Annotated in this window: 16 protein-coding genes; 12 read left to right on the forward strand and 4 right to left on the reverse strand. The window is 68.1% G+C overall.

What is annotated here, in order from left to right:
• Positions 1–182 precede the first annotated feature (182 nt).
• From leuA to AB0I34_RS21195, 9 genes are all read left to right on the forward strand, one after another.
• Positions 183–1856, forward strand: coding sequence for a 2-isopropylmalate synthase (gene leuA / locus AB0I34_RS21155; protein ID WP_360447389.1), 1674 nt, complete (start codon positions 183–185; stop codon positions 1854–1856).
• A gap of 331 nt (positions 1857–2187) precedes the next feature.
• On the forward strand, positions 2188–3288 hold the full coding sequence (locus AB0I34_RS21160) for an ABC transporter permease (RefSeq protein WP_360447355.1): 1101 nt from the start codon (positions 2188–2190) through the stop codon (positions 3286–3288).
• A 2-nt stretch (positions 3289–3290) separates the two neighbouring features.
• Positions 3291–4196 (forward strand): ABC transporter permease, encoded by a 906-nt coding sequence (locus AB0I34_RS21165; protein ID WP_360447357.1) that lies wholly within the window; start codon positions 3291–3293, stop codon positions 4194–4196.
• 2 nt (positions 4197–4198) lie between these two features.
• Positions 4199–5332 (forward strand): ABC transporter ATP-binding protein, encoded by a 1134-nt coding sequence (locus AB0I34_RS21170; protein WP_360447359.1) that lies wholly within the window; start codon positions 4199–4201, stop codon positions 5330–5332.
• Positions 5329–6387 carry an ABC transporter ATP-binding protein gene (locus AB0I34_RS21175; protein ID WP_360447361.1) on the forward strand — a complete coding sequence of 353 codons (1059 nt, stop codon included), beginning with the start codon at positions 5329–5331 and terminating at the stop codon, positions 6385–6387. Before AB0I34_RS21170 ends, AB0I34_RS21175 begins: the two co-directional genes overlap by 4 nt.
• Positions 6387–6590, forward strand: a complete 204-nt coding sequence (locus AB0I34_RS21180; RefSeq protein ID WP_360447363.1) for a hypothetical protein — start codon at positions 6387–6389, stop codon at positions 6588–6590. The genes AB0I34_RS21175 and AB0I34_RS21180 overlap by 1 nt, the downstream gene beginning before the upstream one ends.
• Before the next feature lie 64 nt (positions 6591–6654).
• Positions 6655–8511: an ABC transporter substrate-binding protein gene (locus AB0I34_RS21185; protein ID WP_360447365.1), complete on the forward strand. Its 1857-nt coding sequence runs from the start codon at positions 6655–6657 to the stop codon at positions 8509–8511.
• Between the two features lie 49 nt (positions 8512–8560).
• The gene (locus tag AB0I34_RS21190) at positions 8561–10018 is read left to right on the forward strand and encodes a GNAT family N-acetyltransferase (RefSeq protein ID WP_360447367.1); all 1458 of its coding nucleotides are present in this window, start codon (positions 8561–8563) and stop codon (positions 10016–10018) included.
• A 120-nt stretch (positions 10019–10138) separates the two neighbouring features.
• On the forward strand, positions 10139–10393 hold the full coding sequence (locus AB0I34_RS21195; RefSeq protein WP_360447369.1) for an SAV_915 family protein: 255 nt from the start codon (positions 10139–10141) through the stop codon (positions 10391–10393).
• Here AB0I34_RS21195 and AB0I34_RS21200 read toward each other — a convergent pair.
• From AB0I34_RS21200 to AB0I34_RS21210, 3 genes are read right to left on the reverse strand one after another with little or no spacing between them, the layout of a single operon-like run.
• Positions 10352–11014, reverse strand: coding sequence for an ATP-binding cassette domain-containing protein (locus AB0I34_RS21200; RefSeq protein ID WP_360447371.1), 663 nt, complete (start codon positions 11012–11014; stop codon positions 10352–10354). The two genes, AB0I34_RS21195 and AB0I34_RS21200, sit on opposite strands and share 42 nt — an antisense overlap.
• Positions 11011–11847: an ATP-binding cassette domain-containing protein gene (locus AB0I34_RS21205; RefSeq protein ID WP_360447373.1), complete on the reverse strand. Its 837-nt coding sequence runs from the start codon at positions 11845–11847 to the stop codon at positions 11011–11013. The genes AB0I34_RS21200 and AB0I34_RS21205 overlap by 4 nt, the downstream gene beginning before the upstream one ends.
• Complete coding sequence (locus AB0I34_RS21210; RefSeq protein WP_360447375.1) at positions 11844–14945, reverse strand: FtsX-like permease family protein; 3102 nt, start codon at positions 14943–14945, stop codon at positions 11844–11846. Before AB0I34_RS21210 ends, AB0I34_RS21205 begins: the two co-directional genes overlap by 4 nt.
• A 188-nt stretch (positions 14946–15133) precedes the next feature.
• Between AB0I34_RS21210 and AB0I34_RS21215 the strand changes: the two genes are divergently transcribed.
• Genes AB0I34_RS21215 through recO form a run of 3 tightly spaced genes read left to right on the forward strand, consistent with a single transcriptional unit; the run spans position 15134 to position 17727 of the window.
• Positions 15134–16123, forward strand: a complete 990-nt coding sequence (locus AB0I34_RS21215) for an aldo/keto reductase (RefSeq protein ID WP_360447377.1) — start codon at positions 15134–15136, stop codon at positions 16121–16123.
• Entirely contained in the window at positions 16120–16947 is an 828-nt protein-coding gene (locus tag AB0I34_RS21220) for an SDR family oxidoreductase (protein WP_360447379.1), read from the forward strand. Before AB0I34_RS21215 ends, AB0I34_RS21220 begins: the two co-directional genes overlap by 4 nt.
• A gap of 12 nt (positions 16948–16959) precedes the next feature.
• Positions 16960–17727 (forward strand): DNA repair protein RecO, encoded by a 768-nt coding sequence (gene recO / locus AB0I34_RS21225; RefSeq protein WP_360447381.1) that lies wholly within the window; start codon positions 16960–16962, stop codon positions 17725–17727.
• A 170-nt stretch (positions 17728–17897) separates the two neighbouring features.
• On the opposite strand, the gene AB0I34_RS21230 is transcribed toward recO, so the two are convergent.
• Positions 17898–17983, reverse strand: an 86-nt coding sequence (locus tag AB0I34_RS21230; protein ID WP_360447391.1) for an integrase core domain-containing protein, incomplete at its 5' end; no start/stop codon positions are given.

The raw sequence follows: 17983 nt of genomic DNA on the forward strand, positions 1-17983 counted from the left end.
GCATCATGCGGCACCAGCTTCTCCTCCTTCGCTGCCGCGGCGAGGCCTGACAAGGCCGGTTCCCTCGCCGCGGAGTTCGGTCGTACGCCGGTCGTCCCTCACGACCCCCGCAGTACACCTTCCCGAGGAGAACCCCCGTGGCACCGCAGAATCAGCCCAAGCCCGTCCAGCAAACCTCCGGTATGCCGATCCGGCGCTACCGGGCGTTCCCGCCGATCGACCTGCCGGACCGCACCTGGCCGACCAGGTCGGTCGACCGCACTCCGCGCTGGCTGTCCACCGACCTCCGTGACGGCAACCAGGCCCTGGTCGAGCCGATGTCGCCGGCCCGCAAGCGGCGGATGTTCGACCTGCTGGTGAAGATGGGCTACAAGGAGATCGAGGTCGGTTTCCCGAGCGCCAGCCAGTACGACTTCGACTTCGTCCGCAGCCTGATCGAGGACGACGTCATCCCCGACGACGTCACGATCTCGGTGCTGACCCAGGCCCGGGACGAGCTGATCGAGCGGACCGTGCAGTCACTGCAGGGCTCGCCGAAGGCGACCATCCACCTCTACAACGCGACCGCGCCGCTGTTCCGCCGGGTCGTCTTCAACGTGGACAAGGCCGAGTGCCTCAACATCGCCGTCCGCGGTACCGAGACGGTGATGAAGTACGCCGACGACATGCTGGGCGACTGCCAGTTCGGGTACCAGTACAGCCCGGAGATCTTCACCGGCACCGAGCTGGAGTTCGCGCTCGAGGTGTGCGAGGCGGTCAGCGACCAGTGGCAGCCGGCGGAGGGGCGGGAGATCATCCTGAACCTGCCGGCCACCGTCGAGATGTCGACCCCGAACGTGTACGCCGACCAGATCGAGTGGTTCAGCCGGGGCCTGACCCGGCGCGAGCACAGCACGATCAGCCTGCACCCGCACAACGACCGCGGTACGGCGGTGGCGGCGACGGAGCTGGCTCTGATGGCCGGCGCGGACCGCGTCGAGGGCTGCCTGTTCGGCCATGGCGAGCGGACCGGCAACGTCGACCTGGTGACGCTGGGCATGAACCTCTTCAGCCAGGGCATCGACCCGCAGATCGACTTCTCCGACATCGACGAGATCCGCCGCACGGTCGAGTACTGCACCCAGATGCGCGTGCCCGAGCGGCAGCCGTACGCCGGTGACCTGGTCTACACCGCTTTCTCCGGCTCGCACCAGGACGCGATCAAGAAGGGCCTCGAGGCGCTGGACAAGCAGGCCGCGGCCGAGGGCCGGCCGGTGTCCGAGATCACCTGGGAGGCGCCGTACCTGCCGATCGACCCGAAGGACGTCGGCCGGTCGTACGAGGCCGTGATCCGGGTGAACTCGCAGTCCGGCAAGGGCGGCGTCGCGTACATCATGAAGTCGGAGCACCGGCTCGACCTGCCGCGCCGGCTGCAGATCGAGTTCAGCCGGGTGATCCAGCAGCACACCGACTCCGAGGGCGGCGAGGTCGGTCCGCAGCAGATGTGGGACATCTTCGCGACCGAGTACCTCTCGCCCGGCAAGCTGTCGCTGCTGAGCGTCAACTCGTCGTCCGGTGAGGGGCAGGGCGATCAGCTCCGCGTTCAGGTCTATTCCAATGGTGTTCCGCACGAGCTGTCCGGCGAGGGCAACGGCCCGGTGTCGGCGTTCGTCGACGCGATCCAGCCGCTGAAGTACGACGTACGGGTGCTGGACTACCACGAGCACGCGCTCTCCGCGGGCGGCGACGCGCTCGCCGCGGCGTACGTCGAGTGCGAGGTCGGTGACGAGGTCTACTGGGGTGTCGGCCGCGACGCCAACATTCTCACCGCCTCGCTGAAGGCCGTCGTCTCCGCGATCAACCGCGCAACTCGCTGACTTATCAAACGTTCGCCCGCCACCGCTAGAGGTGGCGGGCGACGTTTGCGTTGCGGCGTACCGCATTTCGGCACTGAGGGTGTCAGAATCGGTGCGCAGAGCAACCGAATACTCACGATTCGGTGACCGTGGCCTCGGGTACGTAGAAACCGTTGACTCGGTGTATGTGGTTGCGCAAACTAGCGACACTGCGCGCAGATGAATGCAAGACAGCATGCGTTAGTACGGCTGCATTCGGCTTCTGCGTTGACACGCCGTCGGTACCCCCGCGTGGAGGTGAGCTGTGAGTGGTGCGGTCGAGACTCCGGCCTCGAAGCTGATAGAGAGGCCGGTGGAGGAACCGAAACCCACGGCCCCCAAGAGATTCTTCAACTCCTGGCTGGTGCGAAGACTAGCCAAGGCGGTGCTGACTGTCTTCATCGTGACGACGGGAACGTTCTTCCTGGTCAGGCTGCTGCCCGGTAACCCGGTCGACACCTACATCCAGACCCAGATCGCTCAGACAGGTATCTCGTACGAGGCTGCTGCCGCACAGGCCAAGAACCTGTTCTCGCTGGACCCGGACCAACCGCTGATCCAGCAGTACGTCACCTACATGCTCAACCTGCTGCACGGCGACTTCGGCAACTCGCTGCTCTCGCCGGGGACCACCGTGGCGCAGGTGATCAAGACCTACCTGCCCTGGACGCTGTTCTCCGTCGGCGTCGCCACCATCCTCAGCTTCATGATCGGCATCGTGGCCGGCATGATCATGGCCTACCGCCGCGAAAGCTGGATCGACCACCTGCTGAGCTCGATCGGATCCTTCCTGCACGCGATCCCGAACTACATCCTCGCGATCCTGATCGTGGTCTTCCTCGGGGTGAAGCTGCAGGTCTTCAACCTGACCGAGGCCCGTGGCTCGTACACACCGGGGGTGGAACCGTCGTTCAGCCTGGCGTTCCTGAACGACATCTTCTACCACGCGATGCTGCCGATCCTGGCGTACCTGCTGACCACGGTCGGATCCTGGGCGCTGGTGATGAAGTCCTCCACGGTGGAGACCCTCGGCGAGGACTATGTCACGGTCGCCCGCGCGCGCGGCCTGACCGACTCGCGGATCCGATCCGGGTACGTCGGGCGCAACGCCGTACTGCCCCTGTTCAGCGTGCTGGCCATCTCGCTCGGGTTCGTCGTCGGCGGGTCGATCTTCGTGGAGCGGATCTTCGGCTACCAGGGCATCGGGTTCAGCCTCTACAACGCGATCTCGGGCCGCGACTACCCGGTGCTGCAGGGGATCTTCCTCGTCATCACGATCTCCGTGGTGGTGGCCAACCTGCTCGCCGACATTCTCTACAGCCGGCTGGATCCACGGATCCGCGTGAGGTCCGACAAAGCGCGCGCGGCGGGCGGGGCCGACGGCGGAGGAGACGCAGCAGGGGGAGGGGAGTAACGATGGCCGAGACTGTGACCACCGCCGGCTCGACCGCCGCGATCGGGACGACAAGCGTCTCCCGCTTCGCCGGCATCATGCATGGGTTGCGACGCAGCCCGGCCGGCTTCATCGGCTTCATCATCGTGGCGCTGCTGGTGCTGATCACCGCGATCGGGCCGTTCTTCACCCCCGAGGTGGAGCCCAACGTCAAGGAGATCCTGCTGCCGTTCGCGTCGCCCGGGCACTTTCTCGGGACCGACAACGAGGGCAAGGACGTGCTGATCCAGATGATCGACGGCGGCCGGTCCGTCATCTTCATCGGGTTCTTCGCCGCCGCGATCTCGACCTTCATCGCGATCGTCCTCGGTTCCCTGGCCGCCTACCTGGGCGCCAGCACCGACTCCGTGGTCACGACGGCGGCAGACGTCGTACTCACGGTCCCGACGATCGTCCTGCTCGCGGTGCTCGGTGCGATGTTCAAGCTGGACTCGCCGATCCTGCTCGCCATCCTCGTCGGTGTCCTGAGCTGGCCGGTGCTGACCCGGGCAGTGCGGTCCCAGGTGCTTTCGCTGAAGGAACGCGAGTTCGTCGAGGCGGCCAAGTTGCTCGACCTCGGCACGATCCGGATCGTCTTCGTCGAGATCCTGCCGAACATGGCCAGCTTCATCCTGATGAACTTCATCATCGGCGTGACGAACGCGATCTACGCGCTGGTCGGCCTCTACCTGCTCGGGCTGGCGCCGCTGACCGGCTCCAACTGGGGCATCATGCTCAACCGCGCCTGGATCGCGGGCGCCATCTTCAACGACGACAGCCTGCCATTCATCCTGAGCCCGATCGTCGCGATCATCCTGCTGCTGCTCGGATTGGTGATGATGACGAGATCACTCGAAGAGATCCTCAACCCGCGTCTCCGGGACCGGTGAGCATGGTGACTTCGACGCCTCCCGGAACAGCCAGCGCGGCGGGTAAGACCCGCGCGGCGCGCGGCGGCCAGGGCAAGCCACTGCTGTCGGTCCGCGACTTCAACGTCGAGTACCGGACCGGTTCCGGCGCCACCGTGCGCGCCGTCCGCGGTATCGACCTCGACCTGTACCCCGGCGAAAGCCTCGCGCTGGTAGGCGAGAGCGGCTGCGGGAAGACCACCTTCGGGCTCGGCCTGCTGCGGCTGCTGCCACGGCTGGGACATGCTTCCGGCAAGGTCACCTTCAACCGCGGTGACGGGACCGAGATCGACATCCTCGGTCTGGACGGGCGCGATCTGCGGCAGTTCCGCTGGCGGGACGCGGCGATGGTCTTCCAGGGCGCGATGAACGCGTTCAACCCGGTGATGAAGATCCGCGGCCACATGTACGACACGATGCGGGCGCACACCAAGGCCACCAAACGGGAGATCGAGGAGCGAGCCGCCGAACTGCTGCGGCTGGTGCGGCTGGAGCCGGATCGGGTGATGGACTCCTACCCGCACGAGCTGTCCGGCGGAATGCGGCAGCGGGTGCTGATCGCGATGAGCCTGCTGCTCGAGCCGGAGGTCCTGATCCTGGACGAGCCGACCACGGCACTCGACATCCTCACCCAGCGCTCGATCGTCGACGTACTGCACGAGGTCCGCGAACGGCTCGGCTTCTCGATGATCTTCATCTCCCACGACCTGTCGCTGGCCGCCGAGCTCGCCGACCGGGTCGCCACCATGTACGCCGGTCGCATCGTCGAGACCGGTGGCGTCCGGGACATGTTCTACCGGCCGCGGCATCCGTACACGCTCGGCCTGATCAAGGCGGTGCCGCCGATCGTCGGCGACCTGCCGGATCTCGAGTCGATCCCGGGCGGACCGCCGAGCCTGGCCGACCTGCCGCCGGGCTGCAAGTTCAACCCGCGGTGCGGGTTCGTCACCGCGGAGTGCAAGGAGGCCGACCCGCCACTGATCCCGGTGACCGATGAGCCGGGCTCAGGGCACGAGGTCGCCTGCATCCATTCCAAAGACGTGCATCTCGAACGCAGAGTGCAGGACGACAGAGTGCAGGACAACAGAGTGCAGGACGACTTGGGGACAGCGTCATGACCGCGACGGAGACAAGCCGGCCGGCGACGGCCGAGGGGCGTACGCCGTTGATGACGCTGGACGGGGTCAGCCAGGTGTTCAACACCAAGGCCGGGCCGATCCGCGCGGTCGACCAGGTCAACCTGTCGATCAACCCTGGCGAGGTGCTCTGCCTGGTCGGCGAGAGCGGCTCCGGCAAGACCACCGCGGCGCGGATGGCGGCCGGCCTGTCCAGGCCGACCGACGGCCGGGTGGCCTTCGACGGCACCGACATCTGGTCGATGAACCGGAACGGCTTCCGTGACTTCCGGCGCAGCGTGCAGTACGTCCACCAGGATCCGTACGCCTCGCTGAACCCGACCCGGACCATTCAGCAGACGATGACGGCGCCGCTGCTCAAGCACGGCGTGGTCAAGGGAGCGAAGGCCGCCGCCGAGCGAGCCGCCGAGCTGCTGGCCAAGGTCGACATGACCCCACCGGAGAGCTTCCTGCCGAAGTACCCGCACCAGTTGTCCGGTGGTCAGCGGCAGCGGATCTCGGTGGCCCGGGCGCTGACCCTGGACCCGAAGATCATCATCGCGGACGAGTCCACGTCGATGCTGGATGTGTCGATCCGGATCAGCGTGCTGGCGATGCTCGGCCGGCTGCGCGACGACCTCGGAGTCGGGTTCCTGTTCATCACCCACGACCTGGCGATCGCGAAGTACTTCGGCTGGCACGGCAAGACCGCCGTGATGTACCTGGGCCGGATCGTCGAGTTCGGCCCGACACCGCAGATCATCAACGCTCCGACGCATCCGTACACCCGCGCGCTCATCGACGCGATCCCCGAGCCGGATCCGGACCTGACCAAGACCAAGGGCGCAGGATTGCTGCGCAGCCTGGAGATTCCGAGTCTCGCCCACCTGCCGGTCGGGTGTTCGTTCCATCCGCGCTGCCCGCAGTTCGAGAGCGGCCTGTGCGACGGTGCGGTACCCCAGCTGGTCGCCGTACGTCCCGGTCAGTCGACCGCGTGCCACGTGGTGGCGCGCGACGGAGCCGGAGATGCCGAGGTCCGCGATGAGCCGGTGGCCTGATGGCACCGCAGATCGGCCGGCTGGCGCTCGGCTGGGCGGCGTTCCTGGTACTGGCCAGTGCGGTTCTGTTACTCACGCTGACGCCCGGTACACCGGAGTTCGTCGTCACCCTGTTCACCTTGTGTTTGGGCCTGCTACTGGGCCTCATCGTCGTCGCCGCGGTCCTTCTGCTGCGGCGACGGGAAAAACGCGAGGACGGTTAGCAGTACCCCAAACCAGTAGTGCCTGACCCACATGGGCGTGCGGTCAGATCAGAAAGGACGAAGGATGAGTCCCACCGGCACCAACGATCCCGGCACCAACGAGTCCGGCGCGCGCGCCGTGACCAACGCAGTCTCCCGCCGGCATGTGCTCCAGCTGTTCGGCATCGCCGGGGTCGGCATCGCCGGCATCGGGTCGCTGGAGGCGTGTTCGCCGAGCAGTCCGGACGACGCTGGAAACGACGCCAAGAAGTCCGGGGAGTTCCACGGCGCGTACCCCTACCAGTTGCCGCCCAAGGGCCACTTCAACCTCGGCGCCGGCGTCCTCGACGGCATCCAGCAGCAGAGCCCGTACCTCGACCTGATCTACCCGAGTGCCGGCATGTACTACTGGGCCGACAAGAAGTGGGAGTACCTGCTGGCCGAGTCCAACACGCTGGACGAAACGGCCAAGACCTACACGATGAAGCTCCGGTCCGGCCTGACCTGGAGCGACGGCTCGCCGCTCACCGCCAAGGACGTCGTCTCGACGTTCAACCTGCGCTGGCTGATGCGTCAGCAGGACTGGACGTTCCTGTCCGACGTCAAGGCGCAGGACGACACCACCGTCGTGTTCACCATCGGCACGCCGTCCACGGTCCTCGAGCGCTTCATCCTCCGCGCGCCGATCCTGCCGGACTCGGTCTACAAGGACTGGGCGTCCAAGGCCGAGACGCTCCGCAAGGCCAACGGCAGCCTGGACAGCGGCGAGGGCAAGCAGGTCAACGCCGACTTCCAGAAGTTCCGGCCGGAGAACCCGGTCGTGTCGGGACCGTTCAACTACGACCCGAAGACCATGACCAACGCCCAGATGACGTTGGTGAAGAACGACAAGGGCCTGTTCGCCGACAAGATCGGGTTCAGCAAGGTCGTCCTGTACAACGGTGAGACCTCCGACATCACTCCGGTCGTGATGAACAAGGACGTCGACTACGCCACCCACGGTTTCGCCGTGGCCAGCGAGAAGACGTTCCAGCAGAACGGCTTCCGGATCCTCCGCCCGCCGGTGTACTCGGGTCCCTCGCTGGTGTTCAACTACACCACTCGCCCGGAGTTCTCCGACGCCCGGGTCCGGCAGGCGATCGCCTACGTCCTCGACCGCAACGAGAACGGCACCGTCGCGCTCGGCGACTCGGGCAAGCCCTGCAAGTTCATGGCCGGGTTCTCCGACATCCTCGTCCCCGACTGGATCACCGACGCCGACCAGCAGAAGCTCCAGGCCTACGAGAAGGACCTCGACAAGGCCACCCAGCTGCTCCAGCAGGCCGGCTGGAAGAAGTCCGGTGACAAGTGGCAGACGCCGGCCGGCAAGCCGGCCGCGTACGACATCAAGTTCCCGACCGAGTTCGCCGACTGGAACCCGGCCGCCACCAACGCGGCCGACCAGCTGAACAAGTTCGGGTTCAACATCACCAAGCGGGGCATCACCTTCACCCAGCTGAACCCCGACGTCCTGGCCGGCAAGTTCGACATCGCCATCCAGGGCTGGGGCGCCTCGAACCACCCGCACCCGTACTTCGCGTTCGTCCAGGACCTGTACACGTTCAACTACGTGATCGCGGCGAACCAGGGCGGCAAGGGAATGAACTTCCCGCTCAAGCAGACCACGTCGGCGGGTCCGATCGACCTGCAGGCCGTGGTGGACAAGTCGGCCCAGGGCCTGAACGTCGACGAGCAGAAGAAGAACATCACCGCCGCGGCGATGGCGTTCAACGAACTGCTCCCGATCATCCCGCTGTGGGAGCGCTACGGTAACAACCCGGCGCTGGAGGGAACCCGGGTCGCCAAGTTCCCGGCGGACGACGACCCGATCCTGAAGAACGCGCCGTACGCCGACAACTTCGTGATCATGTACATGTACCAGGGCAAGGTCGCCCCGGTCTGAGTCGGTTAATGACTAGCGCCTGACCCGTTCGTTTGGTTGGGTCGGCCGGGTGATCATCGTTCGCGAGATCGACCCGGCCGACCTGGCACTGTTCGACGAGTGGTACGACGCCCTGCGGGCCGGTGTGGTCGCGGGACGCGAGGCCGCGCTCGTGGTCGGGCAGGAGGCGCTCGGCTTCTCGCTGCGCACTCCGGGCCCGCTGAAGCGCCGGATCGCGGTCGGCGCCTTCGAGGACGACCGGGTGCTCGGCGCGATGCTGTTCGAGTACCGGTTGACCGACAACCTCGACATCGTCGAGGTCGAGATCGACGTACCGCCGCAGCATCGGCGGCGGGGGATCGGGACGGCCCTGTGGCAGTGGGCCGTGACGCGCGCGGCGCAGCTCGGGCGGACCATCTTCCAGTCCGAGATCGGGGTGCCGGGCGAGTCGTCGCCGGGCAGCGCGTTCGCCGACCGACTCGGGTTCACCGTCGAGCATGTCGAGGACCATCTCGTCGTACCGCTGCCGTACGACGAGGCCCGCCTGGACGAGCTGCGGTGGTCCGCCGGGACGCTGGACGGCTATCGGCTCACCTCGTGGGCGGGAGTGTGCCCGCCGGAACATCAGCAGGCGTACGCCGATCTGCACACCGCGATGGACGAGGACGTGCCGACCGGCGGGATGACGCGCGAGGTCGTGCCGTGGACGGTCGAGAAGCTGCAGACAAGCGAGCAGCGGGTCGATCGGAGCTACCTGGCGCTGGTGACGATGGCGCACACGCTGTCCGGTGCGCCGGCCGGCTACACGCTCATGTACCTGCCGCGGGCCGATGCCGAGCATGCCCAGCAGGACGACACCCTGGTACTGCGGGAGCACCGCGGGCACAATCTGGGCACGCACCTGAAGCTGGCGAACCTCGACCAGCTGGCGAAACATCGCACCACCCAGCGCTTCCTGCACACATGGACGGCAGTGTCGAACGCCCCCATGCAGAAGGTCAACGCGCGCTTCGGTTTCCGCTCGGTCGAGCAGCACCGCGAGCTCGAGCTCACCTGTCCGCGGCTGCGACCGGCCGCCCGCGCTCTCGTCGTCGACCCGGACGACCGCATCCTCCTGGTCCGCTTCGAGTTCGACGACGGGCCGTTGTGGGCGACCCCCGGCGGTGGCCTCGAGGCGGACGAGACGCTCATCGAAGGGCTGCGCCGCGAGCTGCGGGAGGAGATCGGTCTCGAGACTCCGGACGACCCGCCGCATCTCTGGCACCAGGAGGTAGTTGCCGAGGGCCACGCTACCGGGTACGACGGTGTCCTCAATGACGTCTTCCTGATCCGCACCGGACCGTTCACAGTTGGCGGGACCCTCACCGAAGCCGAGCTCCAGGCCGAGAATCTCCACGGCCACCGCTGGTGGACCCTCTCCGAACTCCAGTCCGCCGAGGACCGCTTCGCCCCCCGATCACTCCCCAGCCTGGTGGAGTCGGTGTTGCGCAACGGCCCGCCCACCATCCCGCTGGCGCTCGGCGTGTGAGAGCGACGTTCGGAAGTTGTGGGAAGCGTGTGAGGACACGGGATTCGGGGGTTGTGGTCGGCCTAGTTTCTAGGTGTGAAGTCTCGACATAGTGATGACTGGTTTGTTCCTGTTCGGTCGGTGGGCGCGGCGGCGACGCTGCAGACCGGCCGGTTGCCGGAGGGGCCGCGGGTGGGCATCGCGTTCACGACGCTGGCGCAACTGCGGGCCGCGACCGGACCGCGGCAGGAGTGGCTGCGGATGGACGAGGAGACGCTGCACGAGGTGCTCGCGCCGCTCGGTGTCACCAGGATCCAGCTCGACCCGGTACTCGTCGGTCCCGACGTCGGGAGCTCACAGCCGTCGTACCCAGCTCAGTCGGCCTTCGTCCATTAGCGCGTGGCCGTCGGCGCTGTCGGCGACACTCGGGTCGTGGGTGGCGATGATGACGGCGGCGCCGCGGTCGGCCTGAGCCCGTAGCAGGTCGAGGACGCGTTCGCGGTTGGTGCTGTCCAGCTCGCTGGTGGACTCGTCGGCCAGGATCACCTTGCCCTGCTGGGCGATCCCGCGCGCAACCGCGACCCGCTGCTGCTCGCCACCGGACAGCTCCTCGACCAGGTGATCACCGCTGTCCGCGAGCCCGACGGACTCGAGTGCGGACGTGATCGCCCGGTCGACCTCCTCGAGCTCCGCGTCGCCGCTCGGCTTGCGGTCGGCCAGCAGTGGGATGGTCAGGTTCTCGCGCGCGGTCAGCACCCGCGCGAGCCCGTTGCCCTGCGGGATCAGTACGACGCCGTGCGCGGCAGCCTTCGGCCGGTCGGTGATGACGAGCCCGTCGACCTCGACCTGGCCGGACTTCACCGGCACCGCGCCGGCGATTGCCCACAGCAACGAGCTCTTGCCGGCGCCGGACGGCCCGCTGACGGCGAGCACGAACCCGGGCGGAACCGTGAACGACACGTCCACCACCGCGACCAAGTCGCCGTACGCGACTGTCACATTGTCGACGTTGATCACCGTGGGCCCTCCTGCTCGATCGGGGTGAGGCGGATCTCGCCGTCATCGGTGGTCACCTGCACCAGCGTCCCGGCCGGCAGCAGTTCGGCCACGTGCGGGGGGAGTGGCAGCGAGCCGTCGGTTGCCACCACGGCGTACTCCTCACCGGACCGGCCTTCGGACGCGATCCGCCCGTCCCGGATCGTGATGGTCCGCGGCAGCGTCGCCGCCACCTCCGGGTCGTGCGTGATCAGCAGCACGGTCATCCCGGTCTCGGCGTTGATCGTCCGGATCGCCGCGAGCACCTCGTCGCGGGCTTGGTGATCCAGCTGGCTGGTCGGCTCGTCGGCCAGCAGCAGGCCGGGCATCGTCGCGATCCCGACCGCGACCGCGCACAGCTGGATCTGCCCAGGAGTCAGCGACGTCAACGGCGTACTGGCGTGGTCGCGCAGTCCCACCATGTGCAGTACGTCGTCCGGCTGCGGCAGCTCGTGGCCGCGCGGTGCGGCGCGTTGTGCGTAGCGGATGTTGTCGGTGGGCGTCAGGTAGGGGATGAGGTTCCGGCCGGCGCCTTGCAGCACGATGCCGACGTCGGCGGCGCGCATCCGGTCCAGCTCGGTCTCGGTCATCGTGGCGACGTTGTGCTCACCGATCTGTAGCCGGCCGGCGCTCGGAGTCAGCAGACCGCCGCACAGTTGCAGCAGCGTCGACTTGCCGGCACCAGACGGGCCGAGGAGTCCCACCAGCTCACCAGGGCGGACCGTGATCCCGATGCCGGACAACGCCGCGACGTCATGCCCGTGCGCACGGTAGATGTGCACCAAGCCCGTCGTACTGATCGCCAGACCTGTCACGTCAACTCCTCCCGGATCCGGCTGTAGCCGGCGCGTCGGTTGACCCCGGTGCCGAGCAGAAGGGTGGCTGCGGCGAGGACTGCGGTACCGGCGATCCACAGCACCAGCGCGACGGGCCAGTTGGTCGCGAGCTCCAGAGGTATCGGCCCACCGGTGTCAGCGAACAGGGGTATGAGCGGCAGTGCGATCTGCGCGCCGACCACTCCACACAACGACCCGAGCAGTACAGCCAGTGCGACCGGACCGGTTTGCTCCCACCTGGCAGCTCGACCTGTGGTGTTGGACGGTACGCCGGTGATCCGCAGGCTCGCGTAATCCTGCGCCCGCGACCGCCACGACGTCACCACGGTCAGCAGCAGTACGACGAGCGCCAGCGCCCACCCCGCGATGCCGACAACCGGCGTCAGTTGCAGCGCGAGTGCACTCGCCGACCGCCCGTACGAGGCGATCCGGTCGGCCCGGCGGTCGACGAGTTCGGCCGCGAACCCTGCCTGGCTGAGCTTCTGAGTGATCGTGTCGACGTTCGCCAGGCCGTCCGCGTTCAGCCAGAGCTCGTAGTCCGTCCCGCCCTCGTCGACGCTCCCGGCCAGCCGCCGTACCGTCTCGAGATCGACCACCGCGGTGCGATCGGGGTAGCGATCCACCGGGCCCGTCAGCCGGTCGACCTTGGCCAGTGTCAGCGGTGTGCCGTCGATCGCGGGGCTCGTGCTCGCGCCGTCGTCGAACGGGAACTCCGACGTCACCAGCGCCGGGATCACCGGGGGCACCGTCGCGTACTGCAGGAACTGGTCGTTGCCCAGACTCTTCACGGCGATTGTCAACAATCCGCCTGCCTTGGCGGTGACGGATCCTTGGTCGGAGCCGAGTTGCCGGACCGGTTGCCAGGTGTCCGGCGATCCGATCGGGATGGACGGGTGGTCGTCGCTGGAGATGTTGCTGATGGTCACGACGCCCTGGACGCCGGCCTGGTCGAGTGGTTCGCGACCAATGCCGAGCTGGAGCAACTGGCAGCCACCCAGGCAGTCGACCGCCGCACGCAACCGGAGCGGTTTGCCCGGGACCAGCGGCATCGGCGGGAAGGTGACCAGGTAGCGGCCCCCGTTGCGCAGACTCACCACATTCGCCCGCAGAACGACCGACTTCGGCGGCTCGGTCGCCGTCTGCGTGCCGTTCGCTGTCTGCGCGGCGAGCGGCTTCATCGGACCGGTCGAGGCGGTGACGGTGAGCTGAGAGCTGCGGAACTCGATCGGCTTCAGCCCGGCGGGTGCCTTCAGCGTCTGCCAGCCCTCCGCATCGGTCATCAGATCGCCGCGGAACGCGATCCGCCGGAAGCTGTCCGGCTCGATCATCATCGACTTCAGCGAGTCGGGTGCGGGCGGTCGCGACGTGACCACCGGGGTCATCCAGTGCCGGTCCGGATCGATCTGGTCGACCGCTCGGGTGAACTCGTTCAGGTACAAGGCATTCATCCGCAGTACCGCTTCGGCCCCGGTCTCGTAGCCCGCCCGGGTGTCCCGGTTGTGGTCGCCGACCGACGCGGCCTGGCCGGCGAACGCGACCAGTCCGCCGGCCACCGCGACCGCTGCGACGATGCGAGTGACCGCGGGCCGACGGGAGACCTGCAGTGCGCCGAGTGCGAGTCCCAGCCGTCCGCGTCGCGCGGCTTGCCGACTGATCAGACCTGCCATCGGCAGCAGGAGGTGAGCGAACGTCAGCCCGACCGCCAGCGCCAGCAGGGCAGGAGTAAGAACGGGTAGCGGCCCACGGCCGTCTCCGGTAAGCGCGGCCGCCAGACCAGCCACCGCGAAGACGATGACGCACAGGTCGAGCACCCCGATCGCCCTGCCACGCCGTCGCGGGACCACTCGACGCAGCAGGCTCGAGATCGGCTGCCGTACGCCGCCGCGAACCTGCAGCGCCACCACGATCAGCGAGAGGACGACGGCAACGGCCAGCGCCACCGGCACTGTCCACGGCAACTCGAGAGGGGAGCCGTGGCGCAGCCAGGTCGCCCGGACGATCAGCAGCAGTCCGAAACCACCGAGAGCACCTGTTAGCCCGCCGACCAGCACAGGCAGCCCAAGCTCGGCGGACAACGAGCGTGCAGTACGGCGGGCAGACGACCCTCGCAGACGTGCGAGAGCGATTTCCGGCCGCCGCTGGTCGACCACAGCCCCGAGCGCCAGCGCCAGCACCACCACACCGAACAGGGCGACCTGCACCATGATCAGCGGAATGATCGTGGTGGCCTGTTTCCGTTCACTCTGGATCCGGTCGACCAGTGAGGCGAGTCCGGACGTGGTTTCCGCGTAGACGCCTTGCTCCACCGCGTTGCCGTTCACCGTGGCCGTGGCGTTCTGCAATCGGGGCAGGTCGTTGATCCGCGCCACGCCGGGGATCGGCGCGGTGTCGGCGGTCATCCGCGGCGACCATTGGTCCCCGTCGAACGTCGTACGCGGAGTGAACAGGAAGTCCGAGGAGCCCGGATCCTTGGTGCCGGGCTTGCGGGAGTGCCCGGTCGGGTAGGCGCCGAACCAGTAGTCGCCCCGAGGTTGCTTCGGCTTGTACAGGCCGACGACTGTGAGTTTCTGGTCCCCTTCGGCTCCGGCGTCCGACGACTTGCCGGTGAGAACGGTGCCGACCTTGAACTGCCAGGTGCCGGTGTCCGCGGTCGAGGCGATCACCTCGTTAGGGGCGGTCGGGCAGCCGCCCTCGGCCAGCACGAGCTGCTCGCAGTACCCGTCGCGCCAGATCAGCCGGCCCGCGACCGCGTCGTCGGCCGGCTGGACTCGCCAGCCGATGTCGGTGTGGATGCCGTGCACGGGCGGCGAGAACAGCGGCTTGAGGTCGGACGGAACCAACTGGTCGAGGCTCTCCGGCCGGTCGGTGCCGGGGCCTTGGGCCCGGCCGCGGGGGGCTCCCTCGATCTGCCACGCCGCGGTCAGGCGCTGCGCGGTCAGGGTCTCGGTCGTCACGGTCTGCTCGACGGCCCGGGCGTACCAGGGCGCGAACACGGCGCAGGTCCCGATCAGCAGGCTGACGCCGGCCAGCACCAGCGCCTGGGACCAGCGATACCGCAGCGCCCTCCGGAGAAACATGTGTTCAGCCACCCCCAGTGTTTCGCTCGCCCGCCTCGCTCGCGCCCGAAGATACGGAACGCGGCGGCGGGTGTGCCTGACCGTGGCGAAATGTCACAGAGTTGTTGTCTAGGCAGGAACGCGATCACGGACGGTGATCGCCCGAGGGTGTTGCCCTACGCAACCGGTGACGACGGTAGGTTCGGCACATGCGTGAATCCCAGCTCGGTGACCTGACCGTTTCCTGCCTCGGCCTCGGCTGCATGGGGATGTCCCAGTCCTACGGTGCGACCACGGACGAGGCGGAGTCCATCGCTACCCTGCACGCCGCCGTCGACGCCGGCTGCACCTTCATCGACACCGCCGACGTGTACGGCGACGGCGCGAACGAGGAACTCGTCGGCCGCGGGCTGGCCGGCCGCCGCGACCAGGTGGTGCTGGCGACCAAGTTCGGCTTCAAGAAGCCCGCGAGCGGCACGGCTCTCCCGAACGTCGTCGACGGGTCGCCCGAGTACGCGCGGCAGGCGATCGATGCGTCGCTGCGGCGGCTCGGCGTGGACCACGTCGACCTCTGGTACCTGCACCGCAAGGACCCGCAGATCCCGATCGAGGAGACCGTCGGCGCGATGGCCTCGATGGTGGAGGCGGGCAAGGTGCGGTACCTCGGCCTGTCCGAGGTCAACGGCGACACGGTGCGGGCCGCGCACGCGGTGCACCCGATCAGCGCCGTCCAGAGCGAGTGGTCGCTGTGGACGCGCGACCCGGAGACCGTCGTACTGCCGACGCTGCGCGAGCTCGGGATCGGGTTCGTGCCGTTCAGCCCGCTCGGGCGAGGATTCCTCACCGGGCAACTGAAGTCGCCGGACGACTTCGAGCCGGACGACATGCGGCGGGGGCTGCCGCGGTTCATGGGCGAGAACTTCCAGCGCAACCTGGACCTGGTGGAGAAGGTCCGGGAGCTGGCGGCGGCCAAGGGTGTGACCGCCGGTCAGCTCGCGCTGGCGTGGCTGCTTGCTCAGGGCAACAACGTTGCGCCGATCCCGGGGACGAAGCGGCGCAAGTACCTGGCCGAGAACCTCGGTGCCGCCGACATCACGCTGACGGCTGATGAGCTCGCCGCGCTGGACGCGGCGTTCCCGGCTGATGCGGCGACCGGGCAGCGTTATACCGACGGCGGGATGGACCTGGTGGGCAAGTGATCGGCGTCACCGGATCCACCGGGCAGCTCGGTTCCCGGATCGCCGGGCTGCTGGCGGATTCCGGCGTACCCCAGCGGCTGCTCGTGCGGGATCCGGCGCGGGCTCCTTCGCTGCCCGGTGCCGAGGTGGCGCAGGCGGCGTACGGCGAGCACGCGGCACTGCTGAACGCGCTGGACGGGGTCGACACCCTGATGTTGCTCAGCGCAACGGAGTCGGCGGACCGGGTGGCGTTGCACAAGGCAACGGTCGATGCGGCGGTGGCGGCCGGCGTACGACGGATCGTGTACACGTCGTTCGCCGGAGCCGCACCGGGGGCGACGTTCACCTTCGCCCGCGACCACTGGCACACCGAGCAGCACATCCGGTCGCTGGACGTGGAGTTCACGTTCCTGCGGGACAACCTGTACCTGGACTTCGTGCCGGGGTTCGTCGGTGAGGACGGAGTGATCCGGGGGCCGGCGGGGGACGGCCGGGTCGCGGCGGTCGCCCGCGACGACGTGGCTGCTGTTGCGGCCCGGGTCCTTGCGGACTCGGCGCATGCTGGGGCGACGTACGAGCTGACGGGGCCTTCCGCCTTCACGCTGGCCGAGGCAGCGGGCGTACTGTCCGATGCGCTGGGCCGGAAGGTCCGCTATGAGCCCGAGACCTTGGACGAGGCCTACCGCTCACGCGAGTGCTACGGCGCCCCCGCCTGGGAGGTAGCCGGCTGGGTCACGTCGTACGCCGCTATCGCCAGCGGCGAACTCAGTCACGTCTCCACCGCCGTCCAAGACATCACCGGGCGGGCACCCATGGGCCTCGAGGAGATTGTCGCCCCCGGATGAGACACTGACCGCGTGCCGCTCTATCGGGATGAGGCGATCGTGCTGCGCACCCAGAAACTGGGTGAGGCGGACCGGATCGCGACGCTGCTGACTCGCGGCCGCGGCAAGATCCGCGCGGTCGCCAAGGGAGTCCGCCGTACCTCCTCCCGCTTCGGTGCCCGCCTTGAACCGTTCAGCCACGTCGACCTCCAACTCGCCACCGGCCGCACCCTCGACGTCGTCACCCAGGCCGTCTCGATCGCGGCGTACGGCGAGGGAATCGTCGGCGACTACGCCCGGTACACCACCGGCACCGTCCTCCTTGAGACCGCCGACCGCCTCGTGGTCGAGGAGAAGGAACCCGCCACTCAGCAGCACCTGCTGCTCGCCGGCGCCCTCCGCGTCCTCTCCACCGGCGAACGCGAACCAGGCCTCGTCCTCGACTCCTTCCTCCTCCGCTCCCTGGCGATCTCCGGCTACGCGCCGTCCTTCGCCGACTGCGCCCGCTGCGGCGAACCAGGGCCCCACCGAGCCTTCAACCCAGCCTCCGGCGGCATGGTCTGCTCCTCCTGCCGCCCGCCGGCCTCAGCCATGCCGGCCCCCACCACCGTCACCCACCTGTCCGCCCTTCTCACCGGCGACTGGCCCACCGCCCTCCAAGCCGACCCGCGAACCCGCCGAGAAGCCACCGGCCTCATAGCCGCCTTCTTCACCTACCACCAAGACCACCAACTCCGCTCCCTCCCCCACCTAGACCTCACCCCTAACCGCCCTAGCGCTCCCACCCCGGCCACCCAGTAGGCCCACTCCGCGCCCCGATCGGCCGCCGGCCCGGCGCCTCGCTTGGAGAACCGCTCCTCCGCCCGCCAACGCCAAGCGGCCGCGAACTCCTCAACGGCTGCTGCCCGGCCCACGCATGAGCAATGGCCCGCTTGACATCCAACTCCGCCTGCCGGTCTAGCTGTACCCGGTCATGAGGTTGGTTGCAGTCTGGTGATGGGTGGTCGGCCGCCGAGTGCGGTGTGTGGGCGTTGAGTGTTGTAGTGGTTGAGCCAGG

The organism is Kribbella sp. NPDC050281 (assembly GCF_040655855.1).
Classification (GTDB): Bacteria; Actinomycetota; Actinomycetes; order Propionibacteriales; family Kribbellaceae; genus Kribbella.